The sequence below is a fragment of the Burkholderia aenigmatica genome (genome assembly GCF_902499175.1).
In the GTDB taxonomy this organism is placed as follows: domain Bacteria; phylum Pseudomonadota; class Gammaproteobacteria; order Burkholderiales; family Burkholderiaceae; genus Burkholderia; species Burkholderia aenigmatica.
On the sequence record NZ_CABVQC010000005.1, the window covers coordinates 88095 to 101228 of the forward strand.

At 67.6% G+C, this 13134-nt stretch carries 13 protein-coding genes; 7 read left to right on the top strand and 6 right to left on the bottom strand.

Features of this window, described 5'->3' with window-relative positions; translation table 11 throughout:
- Window positions 1–4: 4 nt before the first annotated feature.
- From BDO18943_RS05500 to thiL, 3 genes are read right to left on the bottom strand one after another with little or no spacing between them, the layout of a single operon-like run.
- The gene (locus tag BDO18943_RS05500; RefSeq protein ID WP_034186407.1) at window positions 5–505 is read right to left on the bottom strand and encodes a CinA family protein; all 501 of its coding nucleotides are present in this window, start codon (window positions 503–505) and stop codon (window positions 5–7) included.
- A gap of 31 nt (window positions 506–536) precedes the next feature.
- Window positions 537–1070 carry a phosphatidylglycerophosphatase A family protein gene (locus BDO18943_RS05505; RefSeq protein WP_175021568.1) on the bottom strand — a complete coding sequence of 178 codons (534 nt, stop codon included), beginning with the start codon at window positions 1068–1070 and terminating at the stop codon, window positions 537–539.
- Window positions 1060–2058, bottom strand: coding sequence for a thiamine-phosphate kinase (gene thiL, locus BDO18943_RS05510; RefSeq protein WP_175021569.1), 999 nt, complete (start codon window positions 2056–2058; stop codon window positions 1060–1062). Before thiL ends, BDO18943_RS05505 begins: the two co-directional genes overlap by 11 nt.
- 135 nt (window positions 2059–2193) lie before the next feature.
- On the opposite strand from thiL, the gene BDO18943_RS05515 reads away from it, so the two are divergent.
- From BDO18943_RS05515 to BDO18943_RS05540, 6 genes are all read left to right on the top strand, one after another.
- Entirely contained in the window at window positions 2194–4536 is a 2343-nt protein-coding gene (locus BDO18943_RS05515) for an NADP-dependent malic enzyme (RefSeq protein ID WP_043191318.1), read from the top strand.
- 379 nt (window positions 4537–4915) lie between these two features.
- Window positions 4916–5347, top strand: coding sequence for a ribonuclease domain-containing protein (locus BDO18943_RS05520; RefSeq protein WP_043191316.1), 432 nt, complete (start codon window positions 4916–4918; stop codon window positions 5345–5347).
- 16 nt (window positions 5348–5363) lie between these two features.
- Window positions 5364–5927 carry a barstar family protein gene (locus BDO18943_RS05525; protein WP_043191315.1) on the top strand — a complete coding sequence of 188 codons (564 nt, stop codon included), beginning with the start codon at window positions 5364–5366 and terminating at the stop codon, window positions 5925–5927.
- A 212-nt stretch (window positions 5928–6139) separates the two neighbouring features.
- Window positions 6140–6877: a hypothetical protein gene (locus BDO18943_RS05530; RefSeq protein ID WP_175021570.1), complete on the top strand. Its 738-nt coding sequence runs from the start codon at window positions 6140–6142 to the stop codon at window positions 6875–6877.
- Window positions 6878–6912: 35 nt separating this feature from the next.
- Complete coding sequence (locus BDO18943_RS05535; protein ID WP_235995842.1) at window positions 6913–7668, top strand: hypothetical protein; 756 nt, start codon at window positions 6913–6915, stop codon at window positions 7666–7668.
- 160 nt (window positions 7669–7828) lie between these two features.
- Window positions 7829–8563: a hypothetical protein gene (locus BDO18943_RS05540; protein WP_235995843.1), complete on the top strand. Its 735-nt coding sequence runs from the start codon at window positions 7829–7831 to the stop codon at window positions 8561–8563.
- 57 nt (window positions 8564–8620) lie between these two features.
- Here BDO18943_RS05540 and BDO18943_RS05545 read toward each other — a convergent pair whose 3' ends face one another.
- The 3 genes from BDO18943_RS05545 to speE all read right to left on the bottom strand — a co-directional run bounded on the left by BDO18943_RS05545 (window position 8621) and on the right by speE (window position 10841).
- Window positions 8621–9388 (bottom strand): 16S rRNA (uracil(1498)-N(3))-methyltransferase, encoded by a 768-nt coding sequence (locus BDO18943_RS05545; RefSeq protein WP_175021573.1) that lies wholly within the window; start codon window positions 9386–9388, stop codon window positions 8621–8623.
- Window positions 9389–9405: 17 nt separating this feature from the next.
- Complete coding sequence (locus tag BDO18943_RS05550) at window positions 9406–9822, bottom strand: VOC family protein (protein ID WP_043191303.1); 417 nt, start codon at window positions 9820–9822, stop codon at window positions 9406–9408.
- 161 nt (window positions 9823–9983) lie between these two features.
- Window positions 9984–10841, bottom strand: a complete 858-nt coding sequence (speE, locus tag BDO18943_RS05555) for a polyamine aminopropyltransferase (protein ID WP_043191302.1) — start codon at window positions 10839–10841, stop codon at window positions 9984–9986.
- Between the two features lie 216 nt (window positions 10842–11057).
- On the opposite strand from speE, the gene tkt reads away from it, so the two are divergent.
- Window positions 11058–13130 carry a transketolase gene (tkt, locus tag BDO18943_RS05560; protein ID WP_175021574.1) on the top strand — a complete coding sequence of 691 codons (2073 nt, stop codon included), beginning with the start codon at window positions 11058–11060 and terminating at the stop codon, window positions 13128–13130.
- Window positions 13131–13134 lie beyond the last annotated feature (4 nt).

Below are 13134 nucleotides of genomic sequence, written 5' to 3' on the forward strand. Positions count from 1 at the left end.
TCGATCAGCCCTCGCGCTCGTCGAGCAGCTTCAGCAGCCCGCGCAGCGCATGCGCGGCCGCCTGCGTGCGGATCTGTTCGCGGTCGCCCTTGAACACGAGCGTCTCGACGTCGGTATGCAGCCGGTTGCTCCAGCCGAACGACACGGTGCCGACCGGCTTCTTCTCGCTGCCGCCGGCCGGGCCCGCGATGCCGGTGACGGACAGCGCGACCTGCGCGCGGCTGTTGCGCAGCGCGCCTTCGGCCATCGCGCGCGCGACGGGCTCGCTGACGGCGCCGTGCTTGTCGATCAGGTCGGGCGGCACGCCGATCATCTCGATCTTGGCCTGGTTCGAGTACGTGACGAAGCCGCGCTCGAACCACTGGCTGCTGCCGGAGATGTCGGTGATCGCCGCGGCGATCATGCCGCCGGTGCAGGATTCGGCGGTGGCGAGCGTCAGGTGCTCGTCACGCAGCTTGTTGCCTGCGCGGATCGCAAGCTGGTGGACGACGGAATCGGTTGGCATGCGCGTCGGGAAACGGGAGTCGGGAAATCGGTCAGCCGACGACGGAGCGCCACAGGGCGATCACGAGCAGCGTCATGAACGCGGCAACCAGGTCGTCGACCATGATGCCGATCCCGCCTTTCAGGCGGCGGTCGAAATAGCGGATCGGCGGCGGCTTGAGCATGTCGAAGAAGCGGAACGCGACGAACGCCCACAGCTGGCCGACGAAGGTCGCGGGCGTGACGAACAGCATCACGAGCCAGATCGCGACGATCTCGTCCCAGACGACGGCGCCCGGATCGGACGACCCCATCTTCTTCGCGGTGAAACCGGTGAGCCACGTGCCGGCCACGAAGCCGACCGCGATCAGCGCCCACCATTCGGGCACCGTCAGGTAGCGGTTGAGCACGACGAACGTGAGCCAGCCGAACAGCGAGCCGAACGTGCCGGGCATGAGCGGCGCAAGCCCGCTGCCGAAGCCGAGCGACACGATATGCGCCGGATGCGACAGCATGAAGCGCGCGGTCGGGCGCGGCGCGGCGCCGGGCTCGGTCGCCTGCGGTGCGGGCGTCGGGTCAGTCTGCATGGAAGTGGTCGAAACCGTGCAACGTGAGAGCCAGGGGCGCGCCGGCGGCGTCGCGCCACGCGATCGCGGGCCGCTCCGACGGCGCGGACAAGCCGCGTATTGTACCGATTCGCGTGACCGCCACGCCGGCCTTCGCGCCGGCCGCCTCGACCGCTGCGCGGGCCGCGGCGGGCGCGGTAAAGCACAGCTCGTAGTCGTCGCCGCCGGCGAGCGTGCAGCGTCGCTGTACGTCGGGCGGCAGCGTCGCGAGCGCGGCCGAGCGCGGCACCGCGTCGGCGTCGATCTCGGCAAGCACGTTCGAGCGCGTCAGGATGTGCTGCAGGTCGCCGGCGAGGCCGTCCGAGATGTCGAGCGCCGCGTGCGCGACGCCCGCGAGCGCGAGGCCGAGCGCGATGCGCGGTTCCGGGCGCTCGAGCGCCTGCCGGAATGTGGCCGCTTCGTTCGCGCCGGCCGTCCATTCGCCGCGGGCGACGCCGAGCCCCGCGCGCGCATCGCCGAGCGCGCCGGACACCCAGACGTCGTCGCCGTCGCGCGCGGCGTCGCGACGCAGCGCCGCGTCGGGCGCGACTTCGCCGAATACGGTCACGCACAGGTTCAGCGGGCCGCTCGTCGTGTCGCCGCCGATCAGCTCGCAGCCGTACCGTTCGGCGAGCGCGAACAGCCCGTTGCTGAACGCTTCCAGCCACGCCGCGTCGGCACGCGGCAGCGCGCACGCGAGCGTGAAGGCACGCGGTTCGGCGCCCATGGCGGCGAGGTCGGACAGGTTGACCGCGAGCGTCTTGTGGCCGAGCGCGTCGGGCGCGACGTCGGGGAAGAAGTGGCGGCCCTCCACCAGCATGTCCGTCGAAATGGCCAGCAATTTCCCGGATCGGGGCGTGATCAATGCGCAATCGTCGCCGATGCCGAGCGTCGACGCACGTGCGCCCTGCGCGGCGCGGCGCGTGAAGAAGCGTTCGATCAGCGAAAACTCGGAGAGGGCGGCTGGCACGGCGGGCGGATCCGAAACGATTGAAGGAACGGCATTGTACGAGGCGAACGGCGGCGTTCCTGCACCGTTCAGACCATTTTTGTCGCGGCTGTTGCACCTGAATCGCCGGTTTGGCGGCCGATGATTGGCGCTACAATGCCGTCGAAGAGTCATTCTAATCCGCCCGCCAAGAGACACATGTCTACCCAAGCCTCCTCCAAAGCCAAGCTCCGCGAAGCCGCGCTCGACTATCACGAATTCCCGACCCCCGGGAAAATCGCGATCGCCCCGACCAAGCAAATGATCAACCAGCGCGACCTCGCGCTCGCGTACTCGCCGGGTGTGGCGTACGCGTGCGAGGAGATCGTCGAGAATCCGCTGAACGCGGCACGCTTCACCGCGCGCAGCAACCTGGTCGGCGTCGTCACGAACGGCACGGCGGTGCTCGGTCTCGGCAACATCGGGCCGCTCGCGTCGAAGCCGGTGATGGAAGGCAAGGCCGTGCTGTTCAAGAAGTTCGCGGGCATCGACGTGTTCGACATCGAGCTGAACGAGTCGGACCCGCACAAGCTCGTCGACGTGATCGCCGCGCTGGAGCCGACCTTCGGCGGGATCAACCTGGAAGACATCAAGGCGCCTGACTGCTTCATCGTCGAGCGCGAAGCGCGCAAGCGGATGAAGATCCCGGTGTTCCACGACGACCAGCACGGCACCGCGATCGTCGTGGCCGCGGCCGTCACGAACGGGCTGAAGGTCGTCAACAAGGACATCAAGAAGGTCAAGCTCGTCGCGTCCGGCGCAGGGGCGGCCGCGCTCGCGTGTCTCGACCTGCTGGTCGACATCGGCCTGCCGCTCGAGAACATCACGGTGACCGACCTGGCCGGCGTGGTCTACAAGGGCCGCACCGAGCTGATGGATCCGGACAAGGAGCGTTTCGCCCGTGAAACCGAAGCGCGGACGCTGGCCGAAGTGATCGACGGCGCGGACATCTTCCTCGGCCTGTCGGCCGCCGGCGTGCTGAAGCAGGAGATGGTGAAGGGTATGGCGGAGCGCCCGCTGATCCTCGCGCTCGCGAACCCGACGCCGGAAATCCTGCCGGAACTCGCGCTCGAAGTGCGTCCGGACGCGGTGCTGGCCACGGGCCGCACCGATTACCCGAACCAGGTCAACAATGTCCTGTGCTTCCCGTTCATCTTCCGCGGCGCGCTCGACGTCGGCGCGACGACGATCACGCGTGAAATGGAGATCGCGGCCGTCAACGCGATCGCCGAGCTCGCGCAGCACGAGCAGAGCGACATCGTCGCGACCGCGTACGGTATCCAGGACCTGTCGTTTGGGCCCGAATACCTGATTCCGAAGCCGTTCGATCCGCGCCTGATCGTGAAGATCGCACCGGCCGTCGCGCAGGCCGCGATGGACGGCGGCGTCGCGACGCGCGCGATCGAGGACATGGAGGCGTATCGCGTCCATCTGCAGCAGTTCGTGTATCACAGCGGCACGACGATGAAGCCGATCTTCCAGATCGCGCGCGCCGCGCCGGAAGAGAAGAAGCGCGTTGTGTTCGCGGAAGGCGAAGAAGAGCGCGTGTTGCGCGCCGTTCAGATCATCGTCGACGAAAAACTCGCGAAGCCGATCCTGATCGGCCGCCCGTCGGTGATCGAGCACCGTATCCAGCGCTACGGCCTGCGCCTGACGCCGGGCACGGATTTCACGGTCGTCAACACCGAGCACGACGAGCGCTACCGCGACTTCTGGCAGACGTACTACAAGATGATGGCGCGCAAGGGCATCAGCGAGCAGCTCGCGCGCGTCGAGATGCGCCGCCGCACGACGCTGATCGGCTCGATGCTGGTGAAGAAGGGCGAAGCGGACGGGATGATCTGCGGCACGATCAGCACCACGCACCGTCACCTGCACTTCATCGACCAGGTGATCGGCAAGCGCCCGGGCTGCAGCGTGTACGCGGCGATGAACGGCCTCGTGCTGCCGGGCCGCCAGATTTTCCTGGTCGACACGCACGTGAACGTCGATCCGACCCCGGAAGAGCTGGCCGAGATCACGATCATGGCTGCGGAAGAAGTGCGCCGCTTCGGCATCGAGCCGAAGGTCGCGCTGCTGTCGCACTCGAATTTCGGCACGAGCAACGCACCTTCGGCGAAGAAGATGCGCGATACGCTCGCGATCCTGCAGGAACGTGCACCGGAGCTGAAGGTCGACGGCGAGATGCACGGCGACGTCGCGCTCGACGCGGCGCTGCGCAAGGAAATCCTGCCGGAGTCGACGCTGGAAGGCGAAGCGAACCTGCTGATCCTGCCGAACATCGACGCCGCGAACATCGCGTACAACCTGCTGAAGACGGCCGCGGGCAACAACATCGCGATCGGGCCGATCCTGCTGGGCGCTGCGCAGCCGGTGCACGTGCTGACCGAATCGGCGACCGTTCGCCGCATCGTCAACATGGCGGCGCTGCTGGTCGCCGACGTGAACGCCACGCGCTGAGCCAAAACGAGCGCGCCAGGCCGGTCGAACCGGCGTGGCGCGTCGGGCGAAATTGTAAACAAAAGCAAAAAAGAGGCGTGCCCGCAATGGGCACGCCGCGGGTAGGGCGCAAACGCGCTTCCCTCAAGCAACATCAGCACCTCTCTCCACTCAACGTAGCAGGCACGGCAAGGAGGCAGAGTCTCGCCACGCCAGAGATGCCGGTCGCATTTTATCTCAAGTAAGGTAAATGTAGTGTAATTTCGGTAAAAAATGCGCAATTCTGGATATCACGACGCTTTCGATTCCCAAACGGACATTGATTCGCGCGGCCAATAACGCTACGCTAACGCCTTTGTTGGTCGTCAACTACTTGATTTAACAGCGGGAACCCTGGTTCATGGCACGCAAGTGGCTCCGCAACGGCGCGCTCGCGTCCGTCTTCGCGATGTTCGCGATGGGTATCGTCGGCACGCCGACGGGCAGTCTGGTTTCCGCCGCTTACGCACGGCAGGCCGTACCGGCCGATGTGGTGGCGAGCGGGCTCGATACGATTCCGACCGCCAGTCTTCCGCGCGAGGCCGTGACCACGCTGGGCCTGATCGGAGCCGGCGGCCCCTATCCGTACGAGAAAGACGGCGTCGTGTTTGGCAACCGCGAGCGGATCCTGCCAAAAGCGAAGCGCGGCTACTACCATGAGTACACGGTACCGACGCCGCGTGCCCGCAATCGCGGCGCGCGCCGGATCGTCTGTGGCGGGCCATTGCGCCGGATCGACAACTGTTATTACACGGGCGACCACTACAACAGTTTTAAACGTATTGTTGAATGACTTCGGGACGAATGGCATGAGCGACTCCATCTACGCGCACGAAACGGCGGCGGCGGAACTGTTCGCAGCCGGCGACGGCAATCTGTTTCAGCGCGTGATCCAACTGCACGCGGCGGCGCAGGCTGGCGGCACGCCGGAGCAACAGGAAGCCGAGCCCGGGCTTTCATCGAACGAGGAGCCTATGAGCCTTTTCACGACCGTGCGACCCAATCTCGTGCAGTCGATCCGCGCGTTCCGCGTGCAGGATCTCGCCGACGAAGCCGGCCGGCTCGGCCAGCATTTCCTGTATGCGTATTGCGGCGCCGCGCAGTCGAAGCAGGAAGTGATGGAAACGATCGCGACGTCGTTCCTGTTCCCGAAGCATTTCGGGAAGAACTACGACGCGCTGTACGACTCCCTGACCGACCTCGTCGCGAAGGCCGGCACGCAGCCCGGTTTCGTGATCGTCCTCGAGGGGCTGCCGATCGCACAGAAGTTCGACAAGGAAGGGCGCGAGACGCTGCTCGACGTGTTCCGCGAGGCGGCCGAATTCTGGGCCGAGCGCAAGGTCGCGTTCCGCGTGTTCTACTCGTTCGCGTAAGCGCGCGTCGGCCAGCGGCCGATCCGGCGAAACCCTGTCAAAAAAAGCCCGCTTCGAGCGGGCTTTTTTGCGTCCGCGCGTGTCGCGCGCACAGCATCTGGCCCGACAAAAACCTTTCATCGCACACCTTTTTCCGCGACAATCGGTCAGCCCGGCCGCGGCCACCGCGCCGGGCGCACAACACCAATCATTCGAGAGAGGGCCGTTTTCCCATGATCGCTACCCGATTCGCGGCGCGCGCGCGTGTGCGCCGCCCGCTTGTGCACGCGCTGGCCGCGTGCGCCCTGTCGCTCGGCATCCCGCTGGCCGCGCAGGCCGCGTCGCTCACCCCCGAACAGACCCTCGACATTTATCTGGGCGCGATCGTCAACAACGACGCGGCCAAGGTCGAGCAATTCAACGCCACGGTAAGCGCGACCGCCGATCCGAAGGATGCCAAGAACATGCTGCTGCCGGCCGACATGTACAGCGAGATGCGCGAACAGATGCTTGGGCAGGTGATGGCGTCGATGTCGGATGCCGGGCGCGAGGCGCTGGCGCCGTCGCTCGACTCGATGCTGGTCGCGTACACGGGCGCGTTGCGGCGCTCGCAGTGCAAGGCCACCGGTGCGAAGCGCACGCCGCGTGCAGGCGGGAAGGGGCAGGAACTCGCCACGGTCAGTTTCGAATGCAAGGTGGCCGACGTCACGCCACCGAGCGACGCGGTCATGACGGCCGGCAAGGACGCGAAGACCGATCAGCAGCGCTTCGCGGCGGCCAGGACGGGGTTCATCGGCGTGGCGCGCGCGTTCAACGACGCACGGGTCACCCGGCGCATCACGGGGCAGGTGGAGATGGTCGGTTCGGACCGCAAGGGCTGGACGACCGACAGCCCCGAGAGCCTGCTGAAGCCCGTCGTCGACGCGCTGTCCGGCCCCGTTGTCGCGGCGGTCGCTGCCAGCCAGCAATGAGGCCGCCACGCCGGCACGAGCGATACGAACCCTTCATGACCCGACCGATGAACCTTTCCCTTCATGCGCGCCGCGGCGCGCGTCTTCCGTTGTTCCGTGCCACCCGCGCGGCCGTGCTGTCCATGCTCGTCGTGGCCGGTGCCGCGCACGCGGCGGTGCTGACGCCCGAGCAGACCACCGACCTGTATCTCGGTGCCTTCGTCAATGGCGACGTCGCGAAGGCGGCGCAGTTCAACGATGCGATGCGCACGCGCTTCGACGGCAAGGACGCGCTCGACGTGGCGGCCGTCTCGAAGCTCGGCGACACGATGCACGAGCGCCTGGTCACCGGCTTGCTGGCGAGAATGCCGCCCAAGTCCCGTTCCGCATTGCGCGGGCCGGTCAGCGCGTCGATCACGTCGTATCAGCAGGGGCTGGCCCGTTCCGAATGCAAGGCCACCGGTTCGACGCAGAAGCCCAACGAATACGTCGAGGGTCAGTCGATCGCGACGGTCGATTTTTCGTGCCGCGTCGTGGACGTCGAGCCCGGCGTGAACGCGCTGAAAGAGAAGCTCGGCAATCCGCGCCTGAAAACCAACAAGGCCCTGACGACCTTCATCACGGCGTATTTCACGGGCATCGCGAAAGTCTATGACGATGCGCCGATGAGCCGCACGGTGACAGGGCAGCTCGACCTCTACGGCACGAACGAAACGGGCTGGCTCACGGGTTCCCCGGGTGACGTGCTGTCGCCGCTGGTCGACGCGTTGCTCGATCCGATCAGCAAATCGGGCGGCGAAGCCGATCAGTGAGCGATGGCATCCCGGCGGTCGGCGCGGGTCGCCGGCGCACCGGGCCTGCAAACGGGAGCGATTGATGAGGATCTTCACGCGAGGGCTGCGGGTTGCCGCAGCCGTTGTTTTGATCGGCGGCGCGGTCGTTGCGGACGCCGGCGCGGCCGAACCGGCTCCGATGACGGCTTCGCCGGCGGCGCATGTCGCCGTCGAGCGGCTGCTTGCCGATCTGCGCACGCGCTCGACGCCCGGCCAGTATGCAGCGGTGGCCGGCGCGATTCACGCGTCGCCGGCACTGGCGACGCAACTGGACGAACTGGTCGAGGCCGGTCTGTTGACGCGCATCGCGGTCGACAGCGGCGACGCCGCGCTCGGCAGGACGACCGGCGCGTTGCGCAACGGGAGCGTGTGGATCCTGACGCCGGCGTTCGTCGCGAACCAGGCGCCGCGGCGCCTGTTCGACGTGGTGCAGGACGACGACATCCTGCCGGACAACATGGTGTTCGCGCTCGGCTACATGGCATGGCGGGCGAAGCACGATGCCGACGTGAGCCGTGCATCCGAGGCGCTGAAGGCATCGGACGACGGCGCGGATGCGAAGAAGCAGCGCTGGATCGACCTGAACACGCGGATCGACGCCGGCGGCTTCATCCAGGGCTGGAACGACACGGTGGATGCCGCCACGTTTCAGCATGACGGCCGGCCGATCACCATCGTGCAGACGGCCCAGATGATGATGAACCTGCGCTATCGCGGCCCGCTGATCAAGGCGATCCGGGCGACGCCGCCGGCCCCGAGGCTGCGGTTCTTCGCGCCGGCGCTCGCGCTCGACGCGGACAACCTCGACGCGCTGGCGTCGGCGCTCCAGGCTTCTCCCGTCATCGACATCGAGCCGTTGAGCGCGGCGCGGTGAGGGTCGGCGCGGTGCGTCGACGGCATGCCGCGGCGCGTGCCCGGCCGCGCCTTGCCATCACCACCCGCCCCAGCGCGCGGCGAGCGCGGCGAGCACGGCCGCGCCGGCCGTCTCGGTGCGCAGCACGCGCGGCCCAAGCGACAGCGCGGTGAACCCGCGTGCGCGCGCTGCGTTTTCCTCGTCGGGCGACAGCCCGCCTTCCGGCCCGATCAGCAGCGTGACGGTTGCGGCCGGCGGCGCGTCGGGCAAAGACGCGAACGGGAGGCTCGCGCGCGGCGACAGCAGCAGCCGCAGCTCGCCGTCGGCCGGTGCGGCCGGCAGCGTATCGAGCCACGCGTGGAAGCCGACGACCTGAGCGACGTCGGGCACGCGGTTGCGCCCGCATTGCTCGCACGACGCGCGCACGACGCCGCGCCAGTGCGCGACGCGCTTGTCCGCGCGCTCGCCGGTGAGCTTCACGACGCCGCGCGCGGTCGACAGCGGCACGACCGCCGTTACGCCGAGCTCGACGGCCTTCTCGATCACCCAGTCCATCTTGTCGCCGCCGGCGATGCCTTGCGCGAGCGTCACGCGATAGGGCGGCTCGGCTTCGGCCGGGTCGAACGTGTCGATCTGCGCGAGCGCGCTGCGCTTGTCGATCTCGACGAGCCGCGCGCGGTACTGGCCGCCGGTGCCGTCGAACAGCGCGAGCATGTCGCCGGGCTGCAGGCGCAGCACCTGCGCGTGGCGCGCGACATCGGCCGGCAACGCGAGCGTGGCGTCGGCGCGCAGTGCCGCGTCGACGAAAAAGCGCGGCACGGCCGCGGTGGTGGTGGCTTCGTTCATGCGTGTAGCAGTGTGGGTCATGCGTCGAGACGGCGCCCGAGCGCCCATCGGTAGCCGTCGAGATCCTCGATCTGCGCGAACCGGTCGCCCCAGAACTGATCCTGCGGCGCACTCAGCGATTTCGCGCCCGCGTCGAGCGCGCGCTGCCAGGTGGCGTCGACGTCGTCGACATACAGATAGAACGATTGCGGCGCGATGGCGTTCGCGCTCTTCGGCGTGAGCGCGGTCGAGCCGAACGCGCCCTCGGGCGCGAACATCACGATCAGCTGGCCGCGGTAGGCCATCTCGACGTGCATGATCGCGCCGTCCTCGTCGTGCACGTCGCGCAACTCGAAGCCGAATGCGGCCTGGAAGAAATCGATGGCCGCGCGCGCGTTGCGTACGGCCAGGTAGGGCGTCAACCAAGGCACGTTGGCCGGACGTGGATCGGTCATGAAAATCTCCTGTGGGGGCGCTTCGGCACGTGCTCTGATTCCATGCGTCGACGTTCGTTCAGGGGGCGGCGCGGCGTCCGGGGCGTTCCGCCCTGGTGCGATGCATCACGAATCCTGCGAAGGTGCGATGGAAAACGGCAGCGAGGCGGTCGCCCGGACGTTCAGCGGCGAACGCCCAGTGTATCGCGCAGCGCGCACGGCAGGGCAAACAGGGACGCATGCAGCCGCGCGTCGTAGTAGCGCAAGCCCTGGACGCGACGGGCGGCGAGCCGTTCGTCGATGTCGTGGGCGAACAGCGCGGCCGCGTCGAGCGTGTCGCTCGCGATCGCCATCAGCCACTGCGAGCCGTACAGCGGCACGTGCGCGGACAACGGATCGACGACCGCGAAGCACGCGCGCAGGTCGTCGAGCAGCGCGGCGATGCGCGCCGCGTGGAACACCGGCGAGCCGAGGTGCATCGAGATCGCGCCGCACGGCGTCAGGATCCGCTTCAGCCGTGCGTAGAATGCGCGCGTATAGAGGCCGGCCGCCGGCGAATCGGGCGGGGTGAGGTCGAACACGACGAGATCGAAATGCTCGACGGTCGACTCGACGAAATGCGCGGCGTCGCCGATCACGACCTCGACGCGCGGATCGTCGAGCGCGCCCTGGTGCACGTCGTCGAGATAGCGGCGCGCCATCCCGACCACCTCGTCGTCGAGTTCCGCGATCACGATCCGCTCGATGCACGCATGCTTGAGCAACTGGCGCGCCGCGCCGCCGTCGCCGCCGCCGAGCACGAGCGCCCGGCGCGGCGACGGGTGCGCGAGCGCGGCCGGGTGCGTCATGCACTCGTGATAGACGTACTCGTCGCCGACCGACGTCATCGGCCGGCCGTCCAGCGTAAACAGGCGGCCGAGCTGCGGGGTTTCCCAGACTTCGATCTGCTGGTGCGGGGACGCGACGCGCGCGAGCCGCCGGGCGTTCGGGAAGCCGTAGGCGGCGTCGGGCGTAGGGTGGAAGAGAAGTGTCGTGCTCACGGGCGGGCGGCTCAGGGCTGGCAGTTCCGACGTCTGAATTATAGGAGGCGGGCAGTTTGACGGAAAACCGTGCCGGAACACTGTGCATAGACAAGGGAAATGTCAGCCCATCTGTTAAAATGACGAGCTTTGCAGCCCCGTCCGTAGGCTCCGTCCGCTTCGCGTCCGTCAGGCGCCGCACCGCGCGCCGGGAACGATTGACGCTCGAGCTTCCGGATGCCGCCGTGCCCCCGTTTCCTCGACTCGTTCTCCGGACTCGACATGACGACTTCGTCTCCCGCCTCCACCACCCTGATGGCCAACGCGATCCGTGCGCTCGCGATGGACGCCGTCCAGCAAGCGAACTCCGGCCACCCCGGCATGCCGATGGGCATGGCCGAAATCGGCGTCGCGCTCTGGTCGCGCCATCTGAAGCACAACCCGACGAACCCGCACTGGGCGGACCGCGACCGCTTCGTGCTGTCGAACGGCCATGGCTCGATGCTGCTGTACTCGCTGCTGCACCTGACCGGCTACGACCTGCCGATGGAAGAGCTGAAGAACTTCCGCCAGCTGCACTCGAAGACGCCGGGCCACCCGGAATACGGCATCACGCCGGGCGTCGAGACGACCACCGGCCCGCTCGGCCAGGGTCTCGCGAACGCGGTCGGCATGGCGCTCGGCGAAGCGCTGATGGCCGACGAGTTCAACCGTGACGGCGCGAAGATCGTCGATCACCACACGTACGTGTTCCTCGGCGACGGCTGCCTGATGGAAGGCATCTCGCACGAAGCCTGCTCGCTCGCCGGCACGCTGAAGCTGAACAAGCTGATCGCGCTGTACGACGACAACGGCATTTCGATCGACGGCGACGTCGTGAACTGGTTCCACGACGATACCCCGAAGCGTTTCGAAGCCTACGGCTGGAACGTGATCCCGAACGTGAACGGCCATGACGTCGACGCGGTCGACGCGGCCATCGCGAAGGCGAAGCTGTCGGACAAGCCGACGCTGATCTGCTGCAAGACGGTGATCGGCCAGGGCGCGGCGACCAAGGCCGGCGGCCACGACGTGCATGGCGCGGCGCTCGGCGCGGAAGAAATCGCGAAGACGCGCGAAGCACTCGGCTGGACGTGGGCACCGTTCGTGATTCCGCAGGAAGTCTATGCGGCATGGGATGCGAAGGAAGCCGGCAAGCGCGCGGAAACCGAATGGGATGCGACGTTCGCTGCCTATCGCGCCAAGTTCCCGGCAGAAGCCGCTGAATTCGAGCGCCGGATGGCCAACCAGCTGCCGGCCGACTGGGCGCAGAAGGCTGCGGCGATCATCGCCGGCGCGAACGAGCGCGGCGAGACGGTGGCGACCCGCAAGGCGTCGCAGCAGGCGATCGAAGGCCTGGCTGCCGCGCTGCCCGAGCTCCTCGGCGGCTCGGCCGACCTGACCGGCTCGAACCTGACCAACTGGAAGGCGTCGAAGGCCGTCCGTGCGAATCCGGAAGGCCCGGGCGTCCAGCTGGGCAACCACATCAACTACGGCGTGCGCGAATTCGGCATGAGCGCCGCGATCAACGGCCTCGCGCTGCACGGCGGCCACAAGCCGTTCGGCGGCACGTTCCTGACGTTCTCCGACTACAGCCGCAACGCGCTGCGCGTGGCTGCGCTGATGAAGGTGCCGTCGATCTTCGTGTTCACGCACGATTCGATCGGCCTCGGCGAAGACGGCCCGACGCACCAGTCGATCGAGCACGTGTCGAGCCTGCGCCTGATCCCGAACCACGACGTGTGGCGTCCGGCCGACACGGTCGAGACGGCCGTCGCGTGGACCCACGCGATCGCAGCCGACCGTCCGTCGAGCCTGATCTTCAGCCGCCAGAATCTCGCCTTCAACCCGCGTACCGATGCGCAGATCGCGAACATCGAGAAGGGCGGCTACGTGCTGAAGGACTGGGACGAAGAGATCGTCGCGCGCAAGATCATCCTGATCGCGACGGGCTCGGAAGTCGAACTCGCGATGAAGGCCGTCGCACCGCTCGCGCAGCAGGGCATCGCGGCCCGCGTCGTGTCGATTCCGTCGACCAACGTGTTCGACCGCCAGGACGCCGAATACCGCGAACGCGTGCTGCCGCACGGCGTGCGCCGCGTCGCGATCGAAGCCGGCGTGACCGCCTTCTGGCACAAGTACGTCGGCCTGGAAGGCGGCGTCGTCGGGATCGACACGTTCGGTGAATCGGCGCCGGCCGGCGTGCTGTTCAAGCACTTCGGCTTCACCGTCGAGCACGTCGTCGAGACGGCCAAGGCCGTGCTGGCCTAAAGAC

Coding starts and splice junctions, on each gene's coding strand:
- BDO18943_RS05525 (WP_043191315.1), top strand. CDS start 5,364: ATGAGCGACTCCATCTACGCGCACGAAACGGCGGCGGCGGAACTGTTC.
- BDO18943_RS05540 (WP_235995843.1), top strand. CDS start 7,829: ATGACGGCTTCGCCGGCGGCGCATGTCGCCGTCGAGCGGCTGCTTGCC.
- BDO18943_RS05545 (WP_175021573.1), bottom strand. CDS start 9,388: ATGAACGAAGCCACCACCACCGCGGCCGTGCCGCGCTTTTTCGTCGAC.
- BDO18943_RS05505 (WP_175021568.1), bottom strand. CDS start 1,070: ATGCAGACTGACCCGACGCCCGCACCGCAGGCGACCGAGCCCGGCGCC.
- BDO18943_RS05515 (WP_043191318.1), top strand. CDS start 2,194: ATGCCGTCGAAGAGTCATTCTAATCCGCCCGCCAAGAGACACATGTCT.
- BDO18943_RS05550 (WP_043191303.1), bottom strand. CDS start 9,822: ATGACCGATCCACGTCCGGCCAACGTGCCTTGGTTGACGCCCTACCTG.
- BDO18943_RS05500 (WP_034186407.1), bottom strand. CDS start 505: ATGCCAACCGATTCCGTCGTCCACCAGCTTGCGATCCGCGCAGGCAAC.
- BDO18943_RS05530 (WP_175021570.1), top strand. CDS start 6,140: ATGATCGCTACCCGATTCGCGGCGCGCGCGCGTGTGCGCCGCCCGCTT.
- BDO18943_RS05535 (WP_235995842.1), top strand. CDS start 6,913: ATGACCCGACCGATGAACCTTTCCCTTCATGCGCGCCGCGGCGCGCGT.
- BDO18943_RS05520 (WP_043191316.1), top strand. CDS start 4,916: ATGGCACGCAAGTGGCTCCGCAACGGCGCGCTCGCGTCCGTCTTCGCG.
- tkt (WP_175021574.1), top strand. CDS start 11,058: ATGCCGCCGTGCCCCCGTTTCCTCGACTCGTTCTCCGGACTCGACATG.